This window comes from Sphingomonas sp. Leaf67 (genome assembly GCF_001421965.1).
GTDB lineage: Bacteria > Pseudomonadota > Alphaproteobacteria > Sphingomonadales > Sphingomonadaceae > Sphingomonas.
The window spans coordinates 129,079-152,178 of sequence record NZ_LMLP01000019.1 but is presented as its reverse complement, the minus strand read 5'-3'; the positions used below and the strand labels follow the sequence as shown (position 1 = coordinate 152,178).

Genomic DNA, 23,100 nt, shown 5'->3' with positions numbered 1-23,100 from the left:
GCTGGATGCCTTGGAACCCAAGGGAGGATTTCTCATGGCCTATGTCGATTTCTCCGGCGACACGCTGTTCGCCACCCCCGCCGCCGCACCTGCCATTGTCGCGCCCGTTATCGTCGAACCGACCCCGACCGGCCTGACCGCGCTGGAATGGTCGGTCGTCGCCCTGGCGCAACGCGACCGGATGGCGTCGCTGCGCGAACCGTCGCCGCTGTCGATCGCGCTCGGCCGTGTCTTCGGCACCCGCCGCCGTGATCCCAATCTCGCCGATCCGAAGCTGGAGGCGCTGCGGCGCATGGCGGTGCTCAGCTGGCATCGCGGCTATGCCGTACCGGTTCACGAACTCGCGGCATTCTTCGACGCCGGCTTCAACACCGACCAATATGAAACGATGCTCGCCAGCATCAGCACGGCACAGGCGTCGCGAACCAACCGCGGATGAACGGCTCTCCGCCGTTGCGTAAGCGTCTGGCGTTACCCCGCCCGTGGCGAGGTCAGCCGGAGCAGACGCCCGTCGTTTCCATCCTCCAGCAGCCATAGCGCGCCGTCCGGCCCCGCCATGACCGCCCGAATGCGTGCTCCCATGTCCCAGCGTTCCGCCTCGCGTGCGGTCGTGCCGTCGAACGCGATCCGGACCAGCGCGGTCGCGGCCAGCCCGCCGACAAAGGCGGAGCCGCGCCACTGTGGGAACATGCGGCCGTCATAAAAGGCGAGCCCCGCCGGCGCGATCACCGGCGTCCAGTAGAGCGCGGGCTGATGGAACTTGCCGTTGCCGGCGGGCGAGGCGATCGGCGTATCGTCGTAATTCTTGCCATAGGACACCACCGGCCAGCCGTAATTACCGCCGGCATCGATCATGTTCAGTTCGTCGCCGCCCTGCGGTCCCATCTCCGTCTCCCACAACCGCCCCTGTGCGTCGAAGGCGAGACCATAGGGATTGCGATGGCCGGTCGACCATGTTTCGGCCGGCGTCAGATTGGGGGCCGGCATCTGCGCCTTGCGCACCGCTGCCTCTGCCGCTGCGCCGGTGTTTTCGGGTGGATCGATGATGCCGATCGTGGTCGCGCCGGTCTTGCCCGCCATCGGGTTCCCCGGGGCCGGCTTGCCGTCGAGCGTCAGGCGCAGGATTTTGCCCAGCGCCTGATCGGGGTCCTGCGCCGGGGTGAAACGCTGCCGCTCGCCCGAGGTCAGGAACAGATACTGCCCGTCCGGCGAGAAGGCGATATAGCCGCCGAACTGCCCGCCGGCCCCGCGCGGCAATTGTCGCCACAGCACCTGAACGTCGCGCAACGCCGGCTGCGCACCGATCACGTCCAGCGTCGCCCGCGCCAGCGCCAGTCCGTCGCCGCCTTCGCCCGGTTCGGAATAGGTCAGATAGACCTGCCGGCTCTGCGCGAAGGTCGGCGAGGTCGCGACGAACAACAGTCCGCCCTGTCCCTCGAAATGGACCGTTGGCACGCCGGTGACCGGAGCCTTGGCACCTGCCGTCGTTACCAGCCAGAGCCGACCGGGTTTTTCGGTCACCAGCATCCGCTGATCGGGCAGGAACGCCAGCGCCCATGGATTGTCGAACGTCGCGACGGTGCTGGTCTTGAACGGCTTGGTCGTGGTCGGCGTCGACCCGCCGTAATTGACCGGCCCGGCCGCAGGGGGTGCCGATGCGGTCGCATTCTGGATAGCGTCCGTCGCGCCGCAGCCGGTCAGCAGCGCGGTGCCGAGGCATAGCAGGGAAAATCGCAGCACAAATCACCTTTCGAACAAAGGGGGCGGGCACGACCGCGCCGGAACGGAGAGGGCGACGTCATCCGTTCAAAGTCAACAGCCTACGTCGCGATCCCGATCAACGCTCTTCGCACTTTCCGCTTGCGGTCACACGGAACCTTGTAGGAGTAAAGGCAAGCTCAGGCAAAGCCCGCGCGAGACGGGTCGAGAAAGATCGTACAAGGGAGAGGGCCATGATCCGTTTCGCCGCACTGACGGCTTTGGCCGCAACAGGGCTGTCCGCCACGGTCGCCATCGCGCAGACGCCACCGGCGGACGCAACTGCGCCCGTGCCGGTCCGCGACGTTTCGGTCACCGTCGACGCCCGCAAGTCGTTGGGGCCGCTGCCGCCGGCGTGGCGTTTCTTCGGCGCGGACGAGCCCAATTACGCGACGATGAAGGACGGGCGCAAATTGCTGGTCGAACTGGGCGACCTGAAGCATGGCGAGGTGTTCTTCCGCGCGCACAACCTGCTCAACACCGGCGACGGCACGGCGGCGTTCAAATGGGGCAGCACCAACGCGTATAGCGAGGGTCCGGACGGCAAGCCGGTCTATGACTGGACGATCGTCGACAACATCATCGACACCTATCTGGCGCGCGGCGTCCGCCCCTATCTCCAGATCGGGTTCATGCCCGAGGCATTGTCGACCGCGCCCAAGGGCACGCCGTACCAGCATAGCTGGCGACCGGGGTTCGATTATCGGCTGATCGCGACCGGATGGACCTATCCGCCGGACAGCTACGAAAAATGGGCCGAACTGGTCTATCAATGGACCCGGCATAACGTCGAACGCTATGGCGCGGACGAGGTGAACCGCTGGTATTTCGAAGTCTGGAACGAACCGGATTCGAAATTCTACTGGCAGGCATCGCCGGAGGAATTCAACAAGCTGCACGACTTCGCGATCGACGCCGTCCGCCGCGCGCTTCCGACGGCGAAGGTCGGCGGACCCGATGTTGCAGGCGCGGGCGCGTTCATGGACGGCTTCATGCGCCACGTCTCCTCCGGCCGGAATTATGCAACGGGCCAGACCGGCACGCCGACCGATTTCCTGTCGTTCCATGCCAAGGGCGCGCCGAGCTTCGTCGACGGCCACGTCCGCATGGGGCTGTCGACCCATTTGCGCAATGTCGACCGGGGATTTGCCCGAGTCGCTGGCTTCCCGGCCCTCGCCGCCAAACCGATCGTGATCGGGGAGAGCGATCCCGAAGGCTGCGCCGCCTGTCCGGGGCCGCAAAACGCCTATCGCAACGGCACCATGTATTCGAGCTACACCGCCGCCAGTTTCGCGCGCATCTGGGACCTTGCCGCCAGGCGGAAGGTGACGATCGACGGCATCCTGTCATGGTCGTTCGAATTCGAGGATCAGCCGTGGTTCGCCGGGTATCGACAGCTGTCGACCAACGGGGTCGACCTGCCGGTGCTCAACATTTTCCGCATGTTCGCAAAGATGGGCCCGGAACGCATCGCCGCGACCAGCAGCGCGCAAGTGCCGCTGGATGCCGTCGTCAAGGACGGGGTGCGCGGGCAAGCCGATATCGGCGCGCTGGCGACGCGGACGCCCGACGGGCAGATCGCGGTGCTGCTCTGGCATTATCACGACGACGACGTCGCAGGTCCGGTCGCGCAGGTGAAGCTCGACATCGCCGGCGCGAAGGCGGGACCGGCACGGCTGTGGCGGGTCGATGGCAGCCACGCCAACGCCTTCACCGCGTGGCAGCGCATGGGCTCGCCGCAGTCGCCCGACGAAAAGCAATATGCCCGGTTGGAAGCAGCTTCGAAGATGCAGGAAGAGGCGGTGTCATCGACCGCCAACGGCCGGGGCGGGCGGTCGGTCACCGTCCTGCTACCGCGGCAGGGCGTCGCGTTGCTGACGCTGGACGGGCGCTGAGCGCAACGACAACGTGTCTGTTCGACCGGGATCGCCCGTGCGACGTTATGCCGCATCGCACGTTGCATCGTTGCGGTTCGAGCGGGCGGGAGAACGGAAGGGAATGACGGCAACGACGACAGACGGTCGGGGCAGGGCACGCCGCTGGTGGTCGATGTGGGTGGTCGGTGGCGTGGATCACGACGCGGTGCTGCGCCAGATCGCCGAGGATTCCGGCTGGACGGGACGCTATGCGTTCCTGATCGTGATATCGGCGGCGATCTCGCTGCTGGGCCTGCTGATGCCATCGGTCGCGGTGTTGATCGGCGCGATGCTGTTGTCGCCGCTGATGATGCCGATCATCGGCCTGGGGTTCGGGATCGCCACGCTCGACACGCGCGAAATCCGGCGGGCAGCGATCGCGCTGGCGGCCGGCGCGGCGATCGCGGTGGCGCTGTCGGTGGTGTTGGTCAGCCTGTCCCCGATCCAGACGATCACCAGTGAGATCGCCGGCCGGACCCGGCCAACCCTGTTCGATCTGCTCGTCGCGCTGCTGTCGGCCGTTGCGGGCGCCTATGCGTTGATCCGTGGCCGGGGCGGCGCGGTGGTCGGGGTCGCCATCGCCATTGCGCTGATGCCTCCACTCGCGGTGGTCGGTTTCGGCATCGCGACGTGGAACTGGACGGTGTTCTCCGGGGCGTTGTTGCTGTTCCTGACCAACGCCATCACCATCGCCCTGACCGCGGCGCTCGTCGCGCGCGTCTATGGGTTCGGCAGCCATTTGTCGCCGCAGCATACCGGTTGGCAGTTGCTGCTGTTCGTCGTCGCGCTGGGCGTCCTGTCGGTTCCGCTTGGTGCCGGCCTGCGCCAGATCGCGTTCGAAGCGGTCGCCCAGCGACAGGTCCGCGATACGATCCGCGAACGCTTTCCCGACGCATCGCGGCTGGGACAACTCGATATCGATTATGCCGCGACACCGATCCGGGTCCGTGCGGTCGTGCTGACCCCCAGGCTCGACCCACAGGCGGATCGCGTCCTCGCCGCCGATCTGCAAAAGCGCTTGGGGCGGCGGATCGACCTGCACGTCGACCAGTTGCGCGTCGACCCGGATGCGGGCGGTGTCGAGGCAGCGCAGATCGCGCGTGCCGGAACGACGACGTCTGATCCTGACCGGGAACAGCAGCGCGCGCTCGCCGACCTTGCGCTGATCGCGGGTAGCGACGCCGCGTCGGCGCGGGTCGATTCGGCGAGCCGTACGATCCATGCCGCTGCCGCAGCGCTGCCGGGTCTCGGCATGGCCGGGTACCGGGCGCTGGAGGCCCGCGCCGGGGGGACGCTCGCATCATGGCAGGTACGGCTCGCCCCGCCGCCCGATACCCCGTTACCGACCGTGGCGATCGATGCGGGCGTGATCGACAGCGTCGCGCTCGATGCGGCGGCATGGGGTGCGAGCCGGTTGGCGCGGCAGATATCGGTCGATGGCGGCAGCGCCAGCCAGCGGCGCGCGGTTGCACGGGGGATCGTCAGTCGTGGGGGTGCTGCGGTGGAGGGCAATGCCGGGGGTGCGCTCCGCCTCGGCTGGGTGACGACGACCTGACCGGTCGTCGTCAGTAACGCCGTGGCAGGAACGTCCGTCCGCCGGTGATCGGGATGCCCGCGCCGCTGATACGCCTCGCCCTATCGCAGACGGTCGGCACAATGGACGGGGCGCAGTCGGTTGATTGCACGGCTTGGGCGAGGGGCGTGTTTTGGTCAGAATGCCGGAGCGCAACGTCATCAACTTCCGGTCGAACCAACGTTGTGACGAGAGAACTGCAGCCCAAGGTCCGGTCGTTGTAAGCCGGTCGACGACGCGTAGCCTGCTGTACGCCACGCGCTTGCCTGGCCGCGAACTGAGCGACCAGTGACATCAACGGGTGGATTGGAATGCCGTACCACCCATACCGGATGGTGACCCCTACGGGAATCGAACCCGTGTTTCAGCCGTGAAAGGGCCGCGTCCTAACCGCTAGACGAAGGGGCCGTGAAGGCGTGGACGGGCTGTTAGGGGAGGGTTCGCAATCGGTCAACACACTTTCGTATTTTTCTATCAATCCGCCCACGCCATGTCGTCGATGTGCAGTTCGGCCGCCGGGCGGCTGCCCCAGTCGTCGAGCTTGGCGCGGCCCGCCAGCCACAGCTTGCGGTGCGGCGGTGCCCCGAGCAGCGCCACGCCGAGATCGGTTTCGGCCTGGCGGAATGCCACCCCCTTGAACCTGCGGCCGTCGTCGCCGGTCAGGATCGCGCGGACATGGCCGTTGCCGACGATGTCCGCCTTCACGATCCGCACCGGCCCGGCCGCGACGCGGGGGGAGGGCCAGCCCATGCCGTACGGGCCGCCGGCCTCCAGCGCTTCGATCAGCGACGGACTGACCCCGCCGGGGGCCAGCACCGCGTCGACCAGCAGCGCGCGATCCTCGCGGGCGCGCTCGACCGGCTCGGCCATGCGCGCATGCAGAAAATCGGCGAGTGCAGGGATTGCCGCCTCCGCCACCGTCACCCCCGCCGCCGCCGCATGGCCGCCGCCCGCGTCGATCAGCCCCAGTTCCTTCGCGGCAAGGATCGTCGCGCCCATGTCGACGCCGGGGATCGAGCGGCCCGATCCCTTGCCGACGCCATGTTCGTCGATCGCGATGACCAGTACCGGCCGCCCGAGCTTTTCCTTCAACCGTCCGGCGACGATGCCGATCACACCGGGATGCCAGCCGCGTCCCGACACGACCACGCAGCCGCGCGAGTCCTGCGCCCGCGCCGCCAGATCGGCCTCCGCCTGCACATCGCCCTCGATCAGCCGGCGTTCCTCGTTCAGCCGGTCGAGTTCGACGGCAAGTGCCCGCGCTTCCTCCGGGTCCTGCGTGGTGAGCAGGCGGACGCCGAGGTCCGATTTTCCGACCCGCCCGCCGGCATTGATGCGCGGCCCCAGCGCAAAGCCGAGATCGGTACAGGTCGGCGCGCGGGTCAGGCGCGACGCCTCGATCAGCGCGGCGAGGCCGATATTGCGCCGCCCTGCCATGACCTTCAGCCCCTGCGCGACGAAGGCACGGTTCAAGCCCCGCAACTGCGCGACGTCGGCAACCGTGCCAAGCGCTACGAGGTCGAGCAGGTCGAGCAGACGCGGTTCGGCCCGGCCCACGAAAAAGCCCCGCGCCCGCAACGTCCGCAGCAGCGCCGCGCCCAGCAGGAACGCGACGCCGACCGCCGCCAGATGGCCGTGCGCCGCGCCTTCGCCTTCGTCGAGGCGGTTGGGATTCACCACCGCCAGCGCCGGCGGCAGTTGCGTCGTGCATTGATGGTGATCGACCACCAGCACATCGACCCCGGCATCGCGCGCGGCGGCGAGCGCGTCAAACGCCTGCGCGCCGCAATCGACGGTGACGATCAGCGTCGCGCCTTCGCCCGCAAGTCGCAGCATCGCCGGGGCATTGGGGCCATAGCCCTCCAGCTGCCGGTCGGGGATATAGGGGCGGGCGGCGAGGCCCAGATCGCGCAACAGCCGCACCAGCAACGCCGCCGACGTCGCCCCGTCGACATCGTAATCGCCGAAGATCGCGACCGGTTCGCCCGCGATCACCGCATCGGCGAGCCGGTCGGCGGCGCGGTCCATGTCGCGGAAGATCGACGGGTCGGGCATGAACGCCCGGATGCTCGGCGTCTTGTGCGCGTCCAGCCCGTCGCGCGGGCAACCGCGTGCCAGCAGGATGCGGGTGACGAGGTCGTCTGCGACGAACCCTTCGTCGCAGACATCGCCCTCCAGCCCCCGCCAGCGCCAGGGTTGGCCGAGGATCGAACGATGCACATTGAGAACGGAACGCATCGACGTCTAATAAGGTCGCGGGGGCGGCGGGTCCAGCAGGACGCCCCGCGCCGCATCGGCACTGGAAATTCTCGGCTCAAGCGCGCAAAGACCCACGCATGAAGCGCAAGACCGGACAAGACCGCAGCATCACCGCCAACTGGCGTCCCGCAACGCAGGCCGTGCGCGGCGGCACCGCGCGCAGCGAATATGGCGAAACGTCGGAGGCGCTGTTCCTGACCTCGGGCTATGCCTATGATTGCGCGGGCGATGCCGCCGCGCGGTTCGCGGGTGAGCAGGTCGGCATGACCTATTCGCGGTTGCAGAACCCGACCGTCGAGATGCTCGAAGAGCGCATCGCCCTGCTGGAGGGTGCCGAAGCGTGCCGGACGATGGCGACCGGCATGGCGGCGATGACCGCGTCGCTGCTGTGTCAGTTGTCGGCGGGCGACCATCTGGTCGGCGGGCGCGCGGCGTTCGGATCGTGTCGGTGGCTGACCGACACGCTCCTGCCGAAGTTCGGGATCGAGACCGACGTTGTCGATGCGCGCGACACACAGGCGTTCATCGACGCCAGCCGCCCCAATACGAAGGTCTGGTTCTTCGAGACGCCGGCCAATCCCACGATGGACGTCGCCGATTTGGCCGCGATCTGTGCGGCGGCGCGCGAGCGAGGGATCGTCACCGTCGTCGACAACGCCTTTGCCAGCCCGGCGCTGCAACGGCCGATGGAGTTCGGTGCGGACGTCGTCGCCTATAGCGCGACCAAGCTGATGGAAGGGCAGGGCCGCGTCTTGGCCGGGGCGGTGTGCGGGACGAAGGAGTTCATCGACGACGTGCTGCTGCCGTTTACGCGCAATACAGGGCCGACACTGAGCGCGTTCAACGCGTGGGTGGTGTTGAAGGGGCTGGAAACGCTCGACCTGCGCGTGATGCGCCAGTCGGAGAACGCGCTGAAGGTCGCCAGCTTCCTCGAACAGCGCGTGCCGAAAATCAACGCACCCGGCCTGCCCAGCCATCCGCAGCACGCGCTGTGCATGCGCCAGATGAAGATGGCCGGGCCGATCTTCTCGTTCGAACTCGATGGCGGTCGGCAGCAGGCGCACGGCCTGCTCGATGCGCTGCAACTCATCGATATCTCGAACAATATCGGCGATTCGCGCTCGCTGATGACGCATCCGGCCTCGACCACCCATTCGGGCGTGGCCGAGGAAAAACGGATCGAGATGGGTATCTCCGAAGGGATGATCCGCATCAATGTCGGGCTGGAAGATCCCGAGGACCTGATCGCCGATCTGGATCAGGCGTTGCACGCGGTCGCCTTATGAAGGCGCTGTTCCCGCACGAGGCGACGACCGCCGGCATCGCGGTGCGGGTATCGGCGACCTTTCTGCCCGAACAATCGCAGCCCGCGCAGGGTCGCTGGTTTTGGGCCTATCACATCCGCATCGAAAACGGGTCGGATCGTACTGTCCAGCTGTTGACCCGCCACTGGATCATTACTGACGGACGCGGCGAACGGCACAGCGTGGAGGGTGAGGGCGTGATCGGCGAACTCCCGGTGATCGAACCGGGCGGCAGCTTCGATTATGTGTCGGGTTGTCCGCTCTCGACGTCGAGCGGCATGATGCAGGGCAGCTACCAGATGCTCGCCGATGACGGGGACACGTTCGACGTGGCGATTCCGCGTTTTGCGCTGCTTGCACCGGCAGTCGGCGCATGAAGCGGACGCACCTCCCGCTGAACGGTTTGCGCGTGCTGGATGCTGCCGCGCGGCACCTGTCGTTCACCCGCGCCGCCGACGAACTGGCGGTGACGCCGGCGGCGGTCGGGCAGCAGGTCCGCGCGCTGGAGGATACGCTGGGCGTCGTCCTGTTCCGGCGCACCACCCGTGGTCTGGAGCTGACGCCCGAGGGGGAGGCCGGACTGGTCGCGCTGCGCGGCGGCTTCCTGCAATTCGAGGAAGCGGTCCGCGCGATGCAGGCGGGCCAGTCGTCCAAGTCGCTGACCATCGCCGCGCCGCGTGACCTTACCCAGAAATGGTTGTTGCCGCGCCTGTCGCGGATCGCGACGACCGATCCCGAACTGCGCTTCGCCCTCGTCGCGTCCGACGATGCGATCGACTTTACCGAAGCCAATCTCGACCTCGCCATCCGCTGGGGCGACGGGCCGGGCGCGCATGAGGGCGAGGCGCTCGAATCGGACGGCATGGTCACCATCGAACGCGCCGGCGGCGGCGCCGATACGCGGATCGGCTGGGCTGGTTGCGATCCGGAGGATGCATCGGCGCTGGTCCGGGTAGCGGATGCCGGCCTTGCGATCGACGCGGCGGTGGCGGGGCTGGGACGGGCGACGGTGCCCGAACTGCTCGCACGCGGCGATATCGCCGCCGGACGGGTAACGGTGGTCGGCGAACCGAAGGGTGGGCGACAGGGCTATTGGCTGGTTGCGCCGTTGCCGCAGTGGCGGCAGGCAAAGGTGAAGACACTGGTCGACGCGTTGGCGGGGTAGGCGCAAAGCCCCCATTGCCCGCGACCAATCCATTCTACCGCACCACCGGCTTGCCCCGGTGCGCGGTCCGGGCCATCTGCAAGCCATGCATACCGCCCATGACACCCTCGCTCTGATCGGCAACACGCCCCTCGTCCGCCTGAAAGGGCCGAGCGAGGCCGCCGGGGCGGAGATCTTCGCCAAGTGCGAATTCGCCAATCCCGGTGCCAGCGTGAAGGATCGCGCCGCGCTGTCGATCGTCGAGGATGCCGAGGCGCGTGGCGCTATCCAGCCCGGCGGCACGATCGTCGAGGGGACGGCGGGCAATACCGGCATCGGGCTGGCGCTGGTCGCCAATGCCAAGGGCTATCGCACGATCATCGTCATGCCCGAGACGCAGAGCCGCGAGAAGATGGACACGCTGCGCGCGCTGGGGGCCGAACTGGTGCTGGTCCCGGCCGCACCCTATTCGAACCCCGGCCATTTCGTGCACACCAGCCGGCGGATCGCCGAGGAAACGCCGAATGCGATCTGGGCCAACCAGTTCGACAATATCGCTAATCGTCGTGCCCACATCACCGGCACCGCGTCCGAAATCTGGGAGCAGATGGACGGGCGGATCGACGGGTTCACCTGTGCGGCGGGGACCGGCGGGACGCTGGCCGGGGTCGGGCTGGGTCTGAAGGAAAAGGACGAATCGGTCACCATCGCGCTGACTGACCCGCACGGCGCGGCGCTCTACGATTATTACGCCCATGGTGAATTGCGATCGGAAGGATCGTCGGTCGCCGAAGGAATCGGGCAGGGGCGGATCACCGCCAATCTCGACGGCGCGCCGATCGACACCCAGTTCCGCGTATCGGACGCCGAAGGCATGGTCTGGGTCCGCCGCCTGCTGGCCGAGGAAGGGCTGTGTCTGGGCCTGTCGTCCGGCATCAACGTCGCGGGCGCGGTGCTGCTCGCGCGACAACTGGGGCCGGGCAGCCGCGTCGTGACCATCCTGTGCGACACCGGCTTTCGGTACCTGTCGACGCTGTACAATCCCGAATGGTTAATGGCGAAGGGGTTGGTGGTCGACAGCGCGGAGACTTCGGCCTAACAAGCCTGCGAATGTTGCCACGGTCCGATCAATCGCAACTGCTGCAACGCCTGCGCGTCGGCGCGACCGGTCTCGTGCTGGTCGTGTTTCTGATCGTGCTCGCCAGCGCATTGTTCCGCTCCGCCATCGACGAACCGCCGATCGGTGAGGATGTGGCGACCGTCGAGGGTTCGGCGAATGCCGCGCTCGCCAATCTCGCCGCGAGCAATCCCGACGAGCCGCTCGCCGAACTGGGCATCTCACCCGGCACCGCGCCGGGCGATAACGCGGCGTCCCCCGAACCGCGCTGAACCCCGGTCGCGTCGGCAACGTCAGCCGCGCGAATCGCTATCCTGACGGCAGTCGTTCGCCGCCGCCAACGTGGCGGAGGAGCCAGCGATCCTGTCCGGGGTCGAGGTGGTGTGCACGGGCCAGCCTCTCCCGGATCACCCATTCGCATCCACCGCGCACCGCGCTCTACCCCGAACGGGGTACGCTCCCATCCCTGCGCCCGGCGACGCGAAAAAACGTTGAAGAACAAACAACGTACGTCCCATGAATCGACCCGACGGTGGGGTAAAATCCCATCCTCACCCAACTTCGCCCATTGTGACCCACATCTAGTTTTGATACTTCCTTAACCGTCACAGGGGGCAGGTCCTGGGATCGTCGAATCTTCTCGCGCGGCGCGTATTTGCCGGGCGCGACGCTTCTCCTGCGTGACCGAACAGGGGCGATGTGTCGGACAGGGAACTCTACCTGAGCTATGGGCTACAGGCGGTCGACGCGAAGGGTCGCGTCGCAGTGCCTGCCAAGCTGCGCTCGGTGCTGGAGAAGAACGCTGACGCCCGCGAACTGCTCATCAAGCGGCACGGCAAGCATGTCTGCCTCAGCGCGTTCGACACCGCCTGGCCCAAGATCCTGTATTCGCGCCGGCCGCAGGGCAGCGACGAGGATGTCGACACCGATTACAATGTCGCGGGCAAGGCGTTCGGCAACCTCGAATCGGCGCCGTTCGACAGTGCCGGTCGCTTCGTGCTGCCGACCTTCTATCGTCGCCGGGCAAAGATCGACAAATGGGCGTTCTTCCACGGGCGCGGCGACACCTTCAACATCTGGGACCCGTTCACCCTGATCGCCGATACCGACATCGACGCGGACACGCGCGAACTGTGCGAATTCCTGATGGAAGAGAAGGGGCTGCAGTGACCGCCGCTCCCCACATTCCGGTGCTGCTGGCAGAGGCCGTCGCGGCGCTCGCGATCCAGCCGGGCGAAACCCATGTCGACGCCACGTTCGGTGCGGGCGGCTATACGCGTGCCATGCTCTCCGCCGGCGCGCGGGTCATCGCGTTCGACCGCGATCCGACCGCGCACGCCGCCGCCAAGGCGCTGATCGAGGAAGCCGGCGACCGGTTGCTGCTGATCGAGGCGCCTTTTTCGGCGATGGCCGGCGAATTGGCGGCGCGCGGCATTGACGCGGTCGACGGGGTCGTGATGGATATCGGCGTGTCCTCGATGCAGCTCGATCAGGCAGATCGAGGCTTTTCCTTTCAATCGGATGGCCCCCTCGACATGCGGATGAGCCGCGAAGGCATGACGGCGGCCGAATGGCTCAACACGGCCGACGAGGCCGAGATTTCGGACGTGCTCGACCGCTATGGCGAGGAACCGCGCCACCGCCGCGTCGCGAACTTCATCGTCGGCGCGCGTCCGCTGTCGCGCACCGGCGAGCTGGCCGCCGTCGTCCGCCGGGCACTCGGCCATCGCCCGCACGAGAAGAAGGACCCGGCGACCCGAGCGTTTCAGGCGGTCCGTATCCATCTGAACGACGAACTGGGCGAATTGACCGCCGGGCTCGACGCGGCGGAGCGGGTGCTGCGTCCCGGTGGGCGGTTGTCGGTGGTCAGCTTCCACAGCCTCGAAGACCGTATCGTGAAGCGTTTCCTGCGCGAACGCGGCGGCGCGATGCCTGCCGGTTCGCGGCACCGCCCGGTGGTGGTGCAGGGGCCGGCGCCCAGTTTCGGCGACATCGCGAAGGCGATGCGGCCGAGTGACGAAGAAGTGACGATCAATCCGCGCGCGCGTTCGGCGACGTTGCGCGTGGGGCTTCGCACGGCGTCTGCGCCGTGGAATTCGACCGGGAGTGCGATGTGATGGGTGCGTTCGGGTTCGGAGCATTGGGGAAGCTGGTGGCACTGGGTGTGATGGCGCCTGCCTTCTACCTCGTCATCTCGCAGGGCGCGGCGGAGCGTGGGCGGGTCGAGGCGATCGAGCGTTCGATCGTGCAGGCGCGACAGGATATCCGATCGCTCGAAACCGAATTCGATACCCGCGCTAACATGGCGCAGCTCGAACGCTGGAACGGTGACGTGCTGTCGCTCGCCGCGCCGCGCGCCGAACAATATGTCGGTGGCGAGCATCAGCTGGCGTCGCTGCCGGGCCGGACGGAGGGCGGCAATGTCGCGCTCGCCTATGTCGTGCCCAGCGCGCCGATGGAGGCCGCGCCCGCCCCCGAACCGGCGCTCGCCGCCGCAGCGCCGGTCGCCGCGTCCGCGCCTGCCAGGGTCGAACCGGCGCGCAACGTGAAGCCGGTCGGCCCGGTCCAGACGGCACGGGCGGATGTGATCCCGGCAAAGGCACGGGCAGTGGCGATGCTCGACCGAACCCTGCTGAGCGATGCGACGATGGCCGATCTGGCCCGCTCCGCCCGCAAGGAAGCCGCCCGCCCGTGATCGTCGTCGTCGCTCCTTCGCTCAACCAGCAGCGTGCCGATGGCGCGCGGCATACGCTGGTGAACGTCGCCCATTACCGGTTGATGGTGCTGATGCTGCTGTTCGCGGCAGGGGTAGCGGCAATTCTCGTGCGGTTGATGCTGCTCGGCGTCATGGCCGAACCGCGTTCGGCGATCGCGGCGGAATCGGCGCTGGTCCCGCTGCGCGGCGATCTGGTCGATCGCAACGGCGCCCCGCTCGCGCGGACCATCGATGCCTGGTCGATCGCGGTGCGCCCCGACAAGGTAATCGGTGACAAGCGGCAACTGGCAGAACAGCTCGCCGCGCTGATGCCCGATCACGACGCGGCCTATTATCACGCGCAGCTCAACCTCGACCGTGGCTTCGTCTATCTGCGCCGTCGTGCGCTGCCCGAACTGGTGCAGGCGGTGAATGCGCTGGGCGAGCCGGGCATCGCGCTGGGCCGGGAACCCGAACGCCTGTATCCGCAAAGCGCGATGGCGGCACATGCGCTCGGCTATCTCGACATGGACGGGCGCGGTGTGCGCGGCATGGAGAAGTTCCTGAACGCACGGCTGATCGATCCGGCCGAGCGCGGACGGCCGGTCGCGCTCAGCCTCGACACACGGGTGCAGGCCGCGTTGGAAAGCGAACTCGCCAATGCGATGGCGGTGTTCCAGGCGCGCGGCGCAGGCGGTATCGTCCTCGACAGCGATACCGGCGAGGTGATCGCCATGACGTCGCTGCCGACCTTCAATCCCAACCACGTCACCGCGAACACCGGTCAGATGAATACGGTGACGCAGGGCGTGTATGAACTCGGGTCGGCGTTCAAGCCGCTGACGATGGCGGCGGCGCTGGACGATGGTGTCGTCCCGTCGCTGTCGAAGCGGTATGACGCGACCGAGCCCCTGCATGTCGGCGGCTTCCGCATCCGCGACGATCACGCGCAGAAGCGCTGGATGAACGTCCCCGAAATCCTCGTCCATTCGTCCAACATCGGCACCGCGCGTATCGCCGACGAAATGGGGCAGGCGCGGATGGAAAAGCTGTTCCGCTCGCTGCATTTCGATGCTGCGCCCGATATCGAACTGGAAAAGGCGCGCACGATCTGGCCGCGGTACTGGGGCCGGACCACCACCATGACCACCGCCTTCGGGCATGGCATTGCCGTCACCCCGCTCCACCTCGCCAGCGCCTATGCCGCGCTGGTCAATGGCGGCATCTGGCGTCCGGCGACGATCCTGAAGCTGAAGCCCGGACAGGCTCCAACGGGTCGCCGGGTGTTTTCCGAAGCGACCAGTGCGAAGATGCGCGGGCTGCTGCGCCTGATCGTCACCGATGGTACCGGCAAGAAGGCCGAAGCCCCCGGTTTCCGCGTCGGTGGGAAGACCGGTACCGCCGAGACGGTCGGCGCGCATGGCGGCTATTCGAAGCGCGTGAACGTATCGACCTTTGCCGCCGTCTTCCCGATGGATCGCCCGCGCTATGTCGTGATCGCGATGCTCGACAGCCCGAAGGGGACGAAGGAGACGTTCGGCTTCACCAGTGCGGCATGGACCGCCGCGCCGGTCGTCAGCCGCGTCATCTCGCGGACCGGTCCATTGTTGGGGGTGATTCCCGACGCCAATGCCGATATCGACGTCGCCGGACTGCGCGGGCTGCTTTGGCACGCGCCGGGTGATGCGAAGAAACTGGCGAACGTGGAATGAAATTAGGGACGATTACCGGCGGCGACGAACCGCAGATCGTGACCGGCTTTGCGATCGACCATCGCAAGGTCGCACCGGGCACGGTCTTCGGCGCGTTCGAAGGCGCGCGGGTGAATGGCGAGGACTATATTCCCGCCGCGATTGCCGCCGGGGCGATCGCCGTCGTCGCCCGACCCGAAGCCGTGGTCGAGGGCGTGGTCCATATCGCCGTGCGCGACCCGCGAGAGGCCTTTGCCCGTGCCGCCGCGCAGTTCTTCGCGCCGTTCCCGCCGACCTGCGTCGCGGTCACCGGCACCAACGGCAAGACCAGCACCGTCGAAATGGTGCGGCAACTTTGGCGGATGCAGGGGCATCATGCCGCGTCGATCGGCACGCTGGGCGTCACCACCGCCGACGAACGCGTCACTACCGGGCTGACCACGCCCGACATCGTCACCTTCCTGTCGAACGTTGCCGGGTTGGCGCGCGAGGGGGTGACCCATGTCGCGTTCGAGGCGTCAAGCCATGGCCTGTCGCAATACCGCACCGAAGGGCTGCCGGTCCGTGCCGCCGCCTTCACCAATCTCAGCCGCGATCACCTCGACTATCACGGCGACATGGCAACCTATCTCACCGCCAAGCTGCGCCTGTTCGCGGAAATGCTGGCCGATGACGGTACGGCGGTGGTGTGGGTCGACGATCCCCATGCCGACCGGGTGATCGATCTGGCGCGCGTGCGCGGCAATGCGCTGATCACGGTCGGCGAACATGGCGATACGCTGCGCCTGACCGCGCGCGAGCCGAGCCTGCTGGGACAGGCGCTGACGATCGAGGCCGAGGGGCAGGCGCACAAGGTCCAGTTGCCGTTGATCGGTGCCTATCAGGCGGCGAACGCGCTGACCGCCGCCGGGCTGGTGCTGGCGACCGGCGGTACGCTCGCCGCGACGCTGGCCGGGCTGGCGCGGTTGCAGCCGGTGCGCGGGCGGCTGGAACGTGCGGTGATCCTGCCCAACGGCGCACCGGTCTATGTCGACTATGCCCACACGCCCGACGCGCTGGAGGCCGCGATCGCCGCGCTGCGTCCGCACGCTGCCGGGCGGCTGATCGTCGTGTTCGGGGCAGGCGGCGACCGCGATACCGGCAAGCGCGCGCCGATGGGTGAGGTCGTGGCGACCCATGCCGACGTCGCGATCGTTACCGACGACAATCCGCGCACCGAAGACGCCGCGAGCATCCGCGCGCAGGTATTGGCCGGCGCGCCGGACGCGACCGAGATCGGCGACCGCCGCGCCGCGATCCGCGCCGCGTGCGAGATGGCGCAGTCGAGCGACATCGTGCTGATCGCGGGCAAGGGCCATGAACAGGGCCAGATCGTCGGCGACAGGTTCCTGCCCTTCGACGACGTGCAGGTGGCGCGTGACTGTGCAGGCTGACGAAGCCGGTCCGCTCTGGACATCGGCAGCGGTCGCCGCTGCGACCGGCGGTATCGCTTCGGCCGACTTCGACGCGAACGGCGTCGCCTTCGACAGCCGCGAGGTCGGCCCCGGCGACCTGTTCGTCGCGCTGTCGGGCGAGGCGACCGACGGCCATCGTTTCGTCGCGCAGGCATTTGCGCAAGGGGCGGCGGGTGCACTGGTATCGCAGCCGATCGACGGGCCGCACGTGCTGGTACCCGACACCATCGCCGCGCTCGACCAGCTTGCCCATGCCGCCCGCGCACGCACGACCGGGCGGATCATCGGCGTGACCGGATCGGTCGGCAAGACCGGCACCAAGGAAGCACTGTTCGCCGCGCTCGACCGCGTCAGCTTCGGACAGGCGCATCGCTCGGTCAAAAGCTATAACAACCATACCGGCGTACCCCTGAGCCTCGCCCGGATGCCCGCGACGACGCGGGCGGCGGTGCTCGAAATGGGCATGAACCATGCGGGCGAACTGTCGCGGCTGACCCGGCTTGTCCGGCCCGACATCGCGATCGTCACCACCATCGCCCCCGCCCACACCGAATTCTTCACCGGGGAGGATGCGATCGCCCGCGCGAAGGGCGAGATTTTCGAAGGGCTGACCCCCGGCGGGGTCGCGATCGTGCCGTTCGATAGCCCGCACCGCGACACGCTGATCGCGGCGGCCAAGCCCTTTGCCGGTCGCATCGTGACGTTCGGCCTGCGCGAGGGTGCCGATGTCCGCGCGATCGAACATGTCCGCCTGTCCTCGGGCGACAGCTTCGTGACCGCACGGCTGGGCGAGCGCGAGGTCAGCTACACGCTGGCCCAGCCCGGCGATCATTGGGTCGCCAATTCGCTGGCGGTGATCGCGGCGGTCGATGCGATCGGCGGCGATCTCGGCGTTGCCGGGCTGGCGCTCGCCGATCTCGATGGTCTTGCCGGGCGCGGTGCGCGTCGCCGGATCGGTGTCGGCGATGGTGAGGCGCTGATCATCGACGAAAGCTACAACGCCAACCCCGCGTCGATGCGCGCGACGCTGAAGGTGCTGGCCGCCGAAGCGGCCGAGCGCCGCGTCGCGGTGCTGGGCGAAATGCGTGAGCTGGGTGAATCTTCCGGCGCCTATCATGCCGCCCTTGCGGTCCCGATCGACGAAGCGGGCGTTTCGCGCGCCATATTGGTCGGGCAGGGGATGCTCCCCCTCGCCAAGGCGCTTGAGGGGCGCGTCGAAACCGTCCATGTGCCCGACGCCGCCGCCGCCGTGCGGGTCCTGTCGGACCTGCTGCAGCCTGGCGATGCGGTACTCGTAAAGGGATCGAACGGAGTGGGGCTGGCGCGGGTCGTCGCCGACCTGTGGGGCCAGAACTGATGTTGTACGAAATCGCCGAATATCTCGGCTTTCCCGGTGTGCTGAACCTGTTCCGCTATCTGTCGTTCCGTACCGGCGCGGCGACGGCGACGGCGCTGTTCCTCGGCCTCATCATCGGTCCGCGCTTCATCGGCTGGCTGCGCGTGCGACAGGGCAAGGGGCAGCCGATCCGCCTCGACGGGCCGCAGACCCACCTTGCCAAGCGCGGCACGCCGACCATGGGCGGGCTGATGATCCTCACCTCGCTGACGGTCGCGGTGCTGCTGTGGACCGATCTTGCCAACCCGTTCGTCTGGGCCTGCCTGTTCGTGACGCTGGGTTTCGCCGCGATCGGCTTCCTCGACGATTACGACAAGGTGCGAAAGGCCAGTACCGCCGGCGTCTCGGGTCGGGTCCGGCTGCTGCTCGAATTCCTGATCGCCGGCATCGCCAGCTGGATCATCATCCGCCAGACAGGCACGATGCTCTACGTCCCGTTCTTTTCGGGCGTGGCGATCGATCTGGGACCCTTCTACATCGTCTTCGCCGCCTTCACGATCGTCGCGTTCGGCAATGCGGTGAACCTGACCGACGGGCTCGACGGTCTTGCGACGATGCCGGTCATCATCGCCTCGGTCGCGCTGATGCTGATCGTCTACATGGTCGGCAACGCCAAGTTCGCCGCGTATCTGGGCATCCCGCACGTGCTGGGCGCGGGCGACCTCGCGCTGTTCTGTGGCGCGATCGTCGGCGCGGGGCTGGCGTTCCTGTGGTACAACGCCCCCCCGGCGGCGGTGTTCATGGGCGATACCGGCAGCCTTGCGCTGGGCGGCGCGCTCGGCGCGATCGCGGTGTCGTCACACCATGAAATCGTGCTGGCGATCATCGGCGGGCTGTTCGTGGTCGAGGCGCTGAGCGTCATCATCCAGGTGTTCTGGTACAAGCGTACCGGCAAGCGCATCTTCCGCATGGCCCCGATCCACCATCATTTCGAACAGCTCGGCTGGGCGGAAGCGACGGTCGTGATCCGGTTCTGGATCGTGGCGTTCGTGCTGGCGCTCGCCGGCCTGTCGACGCTGAAACTGCGGTGATTACCGCCACCGCCTGGGCGGGGAAGCGGTTCGCGGTGCTGGGGCTGGCCCGGTCCGGCGCGGCAACCGTGCGCGCGCTGCTGGCGGGGGGCGCGGAGGTCGTGGCGTGGGACAGCGACGAAGCGCGCCGCTCTCCCTCTCTCCGCTTGCGGGGAGAGGGTCGGGGAGAGGGGGCTTCTTCTTCTACGACAGCGCTCGCGACACCCCCTCTCCCAACCCTCTCCCCCATGGGGGAGAGGGCTTTGGTGTTTGCCGACCCGCTCGCGATCGACCTCGCCGGTTTCGACGGCGTGGTCGTATCCCCCGGCGTGCCGATCAACCGCCACCCGATCGCTGCCCATGCCGTTTCGACCCCCATCATCGGCGACATCGAACTCTTCGCCCAAGCCCGCACAGACCTCCCGCCGCACAAGGTCGTCGGTATCACCGGCACCAACGGCAAATCGACCACCACCGCCCTGATCCACCACATCCTGACCCAGTCCGGCATCCCCGCGCGCATGGGCGGCAATATCGGCCTCCCGATCCTAGCGCAGGACCCGTTGCCGGCGGGTGGCGTGTACGTCCTCGAACTGTCGAGCTACCAGATCGACCTGACCACCAGCCTCGACTGCGACGTTGCGGTGCTGCTCAACATCACCCCCGATCATCTCGACCGCTATGCCGGGTTCGAAGCCTATGCCGCATCGAAAGCACGCCTGTTCGCGATGCAGTCCGACGGCCATGCCGCGATCATCGGCACCGGCGACGCGACATCGGCCGCCATCGCCGACACCCTGCCGCACACCACTCGCATCGCCGTGCCCGCCGGCGCGACCGCTTATGGCCCTGCGCTCGCCGGCCCGCACAATGCGCAGAACGCGCTGACCGCGATCGCAGTCTGCGAGGCGCTCGGCCTCGACGCCGACACCATCCGCGCCGGCTTGGCAACCTACCGCGCGCTCCCGCACCGCATGGCGCACGTCGCCGACGTCAACGGCGTCGCCTATGTCGACGACAGCAAGGCGACGAACCCCGATTCCACCGCACCGGCGCTCAGCGCGTTCGGCCGCATCCACTGGATCCTCGGCGGCCTCGCCAAATCCGACGACCTCGACGCGTGTCGCCCCGGCTTCGGCAATGTCGTGCGCGCCTATACCATCGGCACTGCTGCCGAACGCTTCGCCGAACTGCTCGCACCCGACATGGCCGTCGAAATCGCGGGCACGCTCGACGCAGCGGTCCGCCGCGCCGCCGAACAGGCGCAACCCGGCGACACCGTGCTGCTGTCGCCCGCCTGCGCCTCGTTCGATCAATTCAGCGACTTCGAAGCGCGCGGCCGCGCCTTCGCAGCAGCGGTGGAGGCTTTGCGATGACCGATATGGGACGCGGGCGGGATGTTCGCGCGCTGCGGCAACGGGTCGAAACGCTGCAGGGCCGCAGCGCCCGTTCGCCGATCGGCGCATGGTTTCGCGAAGTCGACCGGGTGCTGCTGCTGATCGCGATGGTGCTGATCGCCATCGGGCTGGTCGCGGTCGCCGCCGCGTCGCCTGCCTCGGCGGTACGGTACTCGGGCGGCGACGTCACCGTGCCGCCGATGATGTATTTCTGGCGACAGGCGGGGTGGATCGCCTTTTCCTTCCCCGTCATGATCGCGGTATCGATGCTGCCGGTCACCTTCGCCCGGCGGCTGTGCCTGTTCGGGACCGCCGTCCTGTTGCTGGCGCTGATGGTCACCCCGTTCGTGGGGGTCGAGGCGAATGGCGCCCGGCGCTGGGTCAGCCTCGGCATCGGCCAGTTCCAGCCGTCCGAATTTCTCAAACCGATGTTCATCGTCACGACCGCATGGCTGTTGTCGTTGCGCGCCAAGGACCCGCAGCTGCCGATGCTGTGGGTCACCGGCGCGCTGACGGCGGTCATCGCCGGCTGCCTGATGCTGCAGCCCGATTTCGGTCAGACGGTGATCTTCTGCTGCACCTGGGCGGCGCTGCTGGTGATCTCGGGCATTTCGGTTCGTACCATGGCGCTGCTGGGCGGGGCGGGGGTCGGACTCGTCGCCGCTGCTTACACCTTCTACGGCACGGCGCGCGTTCGCATCGACGGCTTCCTGTTCCCCGATCCGCAAAGCGCCGCGACCGACAGCTATCAGGTCGACATGGCCCATGCCGTGCTGACCGCCGGCGGTGCGATCGGCACTGGTCCCGGCGGCGGGCGCGTGAAGTTCAAGCTACCCGAGGCGCATACCGACTATATCTTTGCCGTGGTCGGGGAGGAATTCGGCCTGATCGCCTGCGCGATCATCGCGCTGATCTTTCTCGCGATCGTCGTGCGCGTCTTCGTGCGCCTGCTTGACGAGGAGGACGCGTTCAAGCTGCTCGCCGCCGCCGGCCTCGCTGTGCAGTTCGGGGCGCAGGCGCTCATCAACATGGCGGTCAATGTCGGCATCGCCCCGTCGAAGGGGATGACGCTGCCGTTCATCTCCTATGGCGGGTCGTCGATGATCGCATTGTCGACGGCGATGGGACTGCTGCTCGCTTTCACCCGCCGGAACCCGTATCTGAGCCGCTCACCTTATGGCCCACAGCGCTGGAGCGGAGCGAAATGAGCAAACATTATGTCCTCGCCGCCGGGGGCACCGGGGGACATATGGTTCCTGCCGCCGCGCTGGCGGTCGAACTTACCCGGCGCGGCCACCGCGTCGCGCTGGTCAGCGACGAACGCGGCGTGCGCTTTCCCGACCTGTTCGACGGCATCCAGACCCACGTCCTGCCCGCCGGTCGGTTGAGCGGTGGGCCGATCGGCTGGCTGAAGGCCGGGCGGCAGATGCTGGCCGGGCGATCGATGGCGATCGAACTGTACCGGACGTTCCGGCCGTCGGCGGTGATCGGCTTCGGCGGCTATCCGGCACTGCCGGCGCTGCTCGCCGCCTTCGCGCAGAAGGTGCCGACGATCGTCCACGAACAGAATGCCGTGCTGGGTAGGGTCAACCGGCTGGTCGCGGGCAGCGTGGACGCCATCGCCACCAGTTACGAACAGGTCGACCGGCTGAAGGACAAGCATGTCCCCAAGACGCATCTGGTCGGCAATCCGGTGCGTGACAGCGTGCTCGCGCTGCGCGATCGTCCTTATCCCATGCTCGATGCCGAGGGGATCTTCCGCGTGCTGGTGACGGGCGGCAGCCAGGGGGCAAGCATCCTCAGCCAGGTCGTGCCCGACGGGCTTGCGCTGTTGCCCGTGGCGTTTCGGCGGCGGATGCAGGTAACGCATCAGGCGCGGATCGAGGATATCGACGTGGTGCGCGCCAAATATGCCGAACACGGCATTCCGGCGGAGATCGCGACCTATCTGCCCGACCTGCCCGACCGGCTCGCATGGGCGCATGTGGTGATCGCGCGTGCCGGTGCCTCGACCATCGCTGAACTGACCGCCGCCGGGCGCCCCGCGATCCTCGTGCCACTCCCCAGCGCGACCGACGATCATCAAACGGCGAATTGCCGTGAGATCGTTGCGGCCGGCGGTGCCCGCGCGATCGCCCAGTCGCACTTCACCGCCGGCGAACTGGCCAAGCAGATCCAGAAACTCGGCCTCGATCCCGCTGCGCTTGCCAATGCAGCGGCGCGGGCGCGCAGTTGCGGGCGGCCGTTCGCGGTCCGCGACATGGCCGATCTGGTCGAAAGCATCGACGCACCCAAGGCGAAAGTGGGCAGACACGCTCCCGCCAAACGACAGAAGGAAGCATTTGCGTGAAGGGCCCTTCGACAAGCTCAGGACGGGCGACCCCCT

20 protein-coding genes and 1 tRNA gene are annotated in these 23,100 nt (G+C 67.7%); 18 read left to right on the top strand and 3 right to left on the bottom strand.

Features of this window, described 5'->3' with window-relative positions:
• Positions 1–34 precede the first annotated feature (34 nt).
• Positions 35–439 carry a hypothetical protein gene (locus tag ASE90_RS10205; protein WP_055999693.1) on the top strand — a complete coding sequence of 135 codons (405 nt, stop codon included), beginning with the start codon at positions 35–37 and terminating at the stop codon, positions 437–439.
• Positions 440–471: 32 nt separating this feature from the next.
• Here ASE90_RS10205 and ASE90_RS10200 read toward each other — a convergent pair whose 3' ends face one another.
• Positions 472–1,740, bottom strand: coding sequence for a PQQ-dependent sugar dehydrogenase (locus ASE90_RS10200; RefSeq protein ID WP_082449704.1), 1,269 nt, complete (start codon positions 1,738–1,740; stop codon positions 472–474).
• Positions 1,741–1,952: 212 nt separating this feature from the next.
• On the opposite strand from ASE90_RS10200, the gene ASE90_RS10195 reads away from it, so the two are divergent.
• Both ASE90_RS10195 and ASE90_RS10190 read left to right on the top strand, forming a co-directional pair.
• Positions 1,953–3,653: a GH39 family glycosyl hydrolase gene (locus tag ASE90_RS10195; RefSeq protein ID WP_055999690.1), complete on the top strand. Its 1,701-nt coding sequence runs from the start codon at positions 1,953–1,955 to the stop codon at positions 3,651–3,653.
• 103 nt (positions 3,654–3,756) lie between these two features.
• Complete coding sequence (locus tag ASE90_RS10190; protein ID WP_235531747.1) at positions 3,757–5,229, top strand: DUF389 domain-containing protein; 1,473 nt, start codon at positions 3,757–3,759, stop codon at positions 5,227–5,229.
• Between the two features lie 351 nt (positions 5,230–5,580).
• On the opposite strand, the gene ASE90_RS10185 is transcribed toward ASE90_RS10190, so the two are convergent.
• Together ASE90_RS10185 and recJ are read right to left on the bottom strand one after the other, a co-directional pair.
• Positions 5,581–5,655, bottom strand: a tRNA-Glu gene (locus ASE90_RS10185).
• A gap of 66 nt (positions 5,656–5,721) precedes the next feature.
• Entirely contained in the window at positions 5,722–7,485 is a 1,764-nt protein-coding gene (recJ, locus tag ASE90_RS10180; RefSeq protein ID WP_055999687.1) for a single-stranded-DNA-specific exonuclease RecJ, read from the bottom strand.
• Between the two features lie 98 nt (positions 7,486–7,583).
• Between recJ and ASE90_RS10175 the strand changes: the two genes are divergently transcribed.
• The 15 genes from ASE90_RS10175 (at position 7,584) to murG (ending at position 23,064) form a co-directional block, all read left to right on the top strand.
• Positions 7,584–8,792, top strand: coding sequence for a trans-sulfuration enzyme family protein (locus ASE90_RS10175; RefSeq protein ID WP_055999684.1), 1,209 nt, complete (start codon positions 7,584–7,586; stop codon positions 8,790–8,792).
• Positions 8,789–9,187 (top strand): Co2+/Mg2+ efflux protein ApaG, encoded by a 399-nt coding sequence (gene apaG / locus ASE90_RS10170; RefSeq protein ID WP_055999681.1) that lies wholly within the window; start codon positions 8,789–8,791, stop codon positions 9,185–9,187. Before ASE90_RS10175 ends, apaG begins: the two co-directional genes overlap by 4 nt.
• On the top strand, positions 9,184–9,975 hold the full coding sequence (locus tag ASE90_RS10165; protein WP_055999679.1) for a LysR family transcriptional regulator: 792 nt from the start codon (positions 9,184–9,186) through the stop codon (positions 9,973–9,975). The genes apaG and ASE90_RS10165 overlap by 4 nt, the downstream gene beginning before the upstream one ends.
• A gap of 85 nt (positions 9,976–10,060) precedes the next feature.
• On the top strand, positions 10,061–11,053 hold the full coding sequence (locus tag ASE90_RS10160; RefSeq protein WP_055999676.1) for a cysteine synthase A: 993 nt from the start codon (positions 10,061–10,063) through the stop codon (positions 11,051–11,053).
• Positions 11,054–11,064: 11 nt separating this feature from the next.
• Positions 11,065–11,343 (top strand): hypothetical protein, encoded by a 279-nt coding sequence (locus ASE90_RS10155; protein ID WP_055999673.1) that lies wholly within the window; start codon positions 11,065–11,067, stop codon positions 11,341–11,343.
• Between the two features lie 427 nt (positions 11,344–11,770).
• Positions 11,771–12,241 (top strand): division/cell wall cluster transcriptional repressor MraZ, encoded by a 471-nt coding sequence (locus ASE90_RS20615; RefSeq protein WP_055999670.1) that lies wholly within the window; start codon positions 11,771–11,773, stop codon positions 12,239–12,241.
• On the top strand, positions 12,238–13,188 hold the full coding sequence (gene rsmH, locus ASE90_RS10145) for a 16S rRNA (cytosine(1402)-N(4))-methyltransferase RsmH (protein WP_055999667.1): 951 nt from the start codon (positions 12,238–12,240) through the stop codon (positions 13,186–13,188). The genes ASE90_RS20615 and rsmH overlap by 4 nt, the downstream gene beginning before the upstream one ends.
• Positions 13,185–13,766: a hypothetical protein gene (locus ASE90_RS10140; protein ID WP_156357891.1), complete on the top strand. Its 582-nt coding sequence runs from the start codon at positions 13,185–13,187 to the stop codon at positions 13,764–13,766. The genes rsmH and ASE90_RS10140 overlap by 4 nt, the downstream gene beginning before the upstream one ends.
• Positions 13,763–15,478: a peptidoglycan D,D-transpeptidase FtsI family protein gene (locus ASE90_RS10135; protein WP_055999661.1), complete on the top strand. Its 1,716-nt coding sequence runs from the start codon at positions 13,763–13,765 to the stop codon at positions 15,476–15,478. The genes ASE90_RS10140 and ASE90_RS10135 overlap by 4 nt, the downstream gene beginning before the upstream one ends.
• Positions 15,475–16,890 carry a UDP-N-acetylmuramoyl-L-alanyl-D-glutamate--2,6-diaminopimelate ligase gene (locus tag ASE90_RS10130; RefSeq protein ID WP_055999659.1) on the top strand — a complete coding sequence of 472 codons (1,416 nt, stop codon included), beginning with the start codon at positions 15,475–15,477 and terminating at the stop codon, positions 16,888–16,890. The genes ASE90_RS10135 and ASE90_RS10130 overlap by 4 nt, the downstream gene beginning before the upstream one ends.
• The gene (locus ASE90_RS10125; RefSeq protein WP_235531746.1) at positions 16,874–18,268 is read left to right on the top strand and encodes a UDP-N-acetylmuramoyl-tripeptide--D-alanyl-D-alanine ligase; all 1,395 of its coding nucleotides are present in this window, start codon (positions 16,874–16,876) and stop codon (positions 18,266–18,268) included. Before ASE90_RS10130 ends, ASE90_RS10125 begins: the two co-directional genes overlap by 17 nt.
• The gene (gene mraY / locus ASE90_RS10120; RefSeq protein WP_056000162.1) at positions 18,268–19,338 is read left to right on the top strand and encodes a phospho-N-acetylmuramoyl-pentapeptide-transferase; all 1,071 of its coding nucleotides are present in this window, start codon (positions 18,268–18,270) and stop codon (positions 19,336–19,338) included. The genes ASE90_RS10125 and mraY overlap by 1 nt, the downstream gene beginning before the upstream one ends.
• Positions 19,335–20,693 carry a UDP-N-acetylmuramoyl-L-alanine--D-glutamate ligase gene (murD, locus tag ASE90_RS10115; RefSeq protein ID WP_055999653.1) on the top strand — a complete coding sequence of 453 codons (1,359 nt, stop codon included), beginning with the start codon at positions 19,335–19,337 and terminating at the stop codon, positions 20,691–20,693. Before mraY ends, murD begins: the two co-directional genes overlap by 4 nt.
• Before the next feature lie 5 nt (positions 20,694–20,698).
• Positions 20,699–21,922, top strand: a complete 1,224-nt coding sequence (locus ASE90_RS10110; RefSeq protein WP_156357915.1) for an FtsW/RodA/SpoVE family cell cycle protein — start codon at positions 20,699–20,701, stop codon at positions 21,920–21,922.
• The gene (murG, locus tag ASE90_RS10105) at positions 21,919–23,064 is read left to right on the top strand and encodes an undecaprenyldiphospho-muramoylpentapeptide beta-N-acetylglucosaminyltransferase (protein WP_055999647.1); all 1,146 of its coding nucleotides are present in this window, start codon (positions 21,919–21,921) and stop codon (positions 23,062–23,064) included. The genes ASE90_RS10110 and murG overlap by 4 nt, the downstream gene beginning before the upstream one ends.
• Positions 23,065–23,100 lie beyond the last annotated feature (36 nt).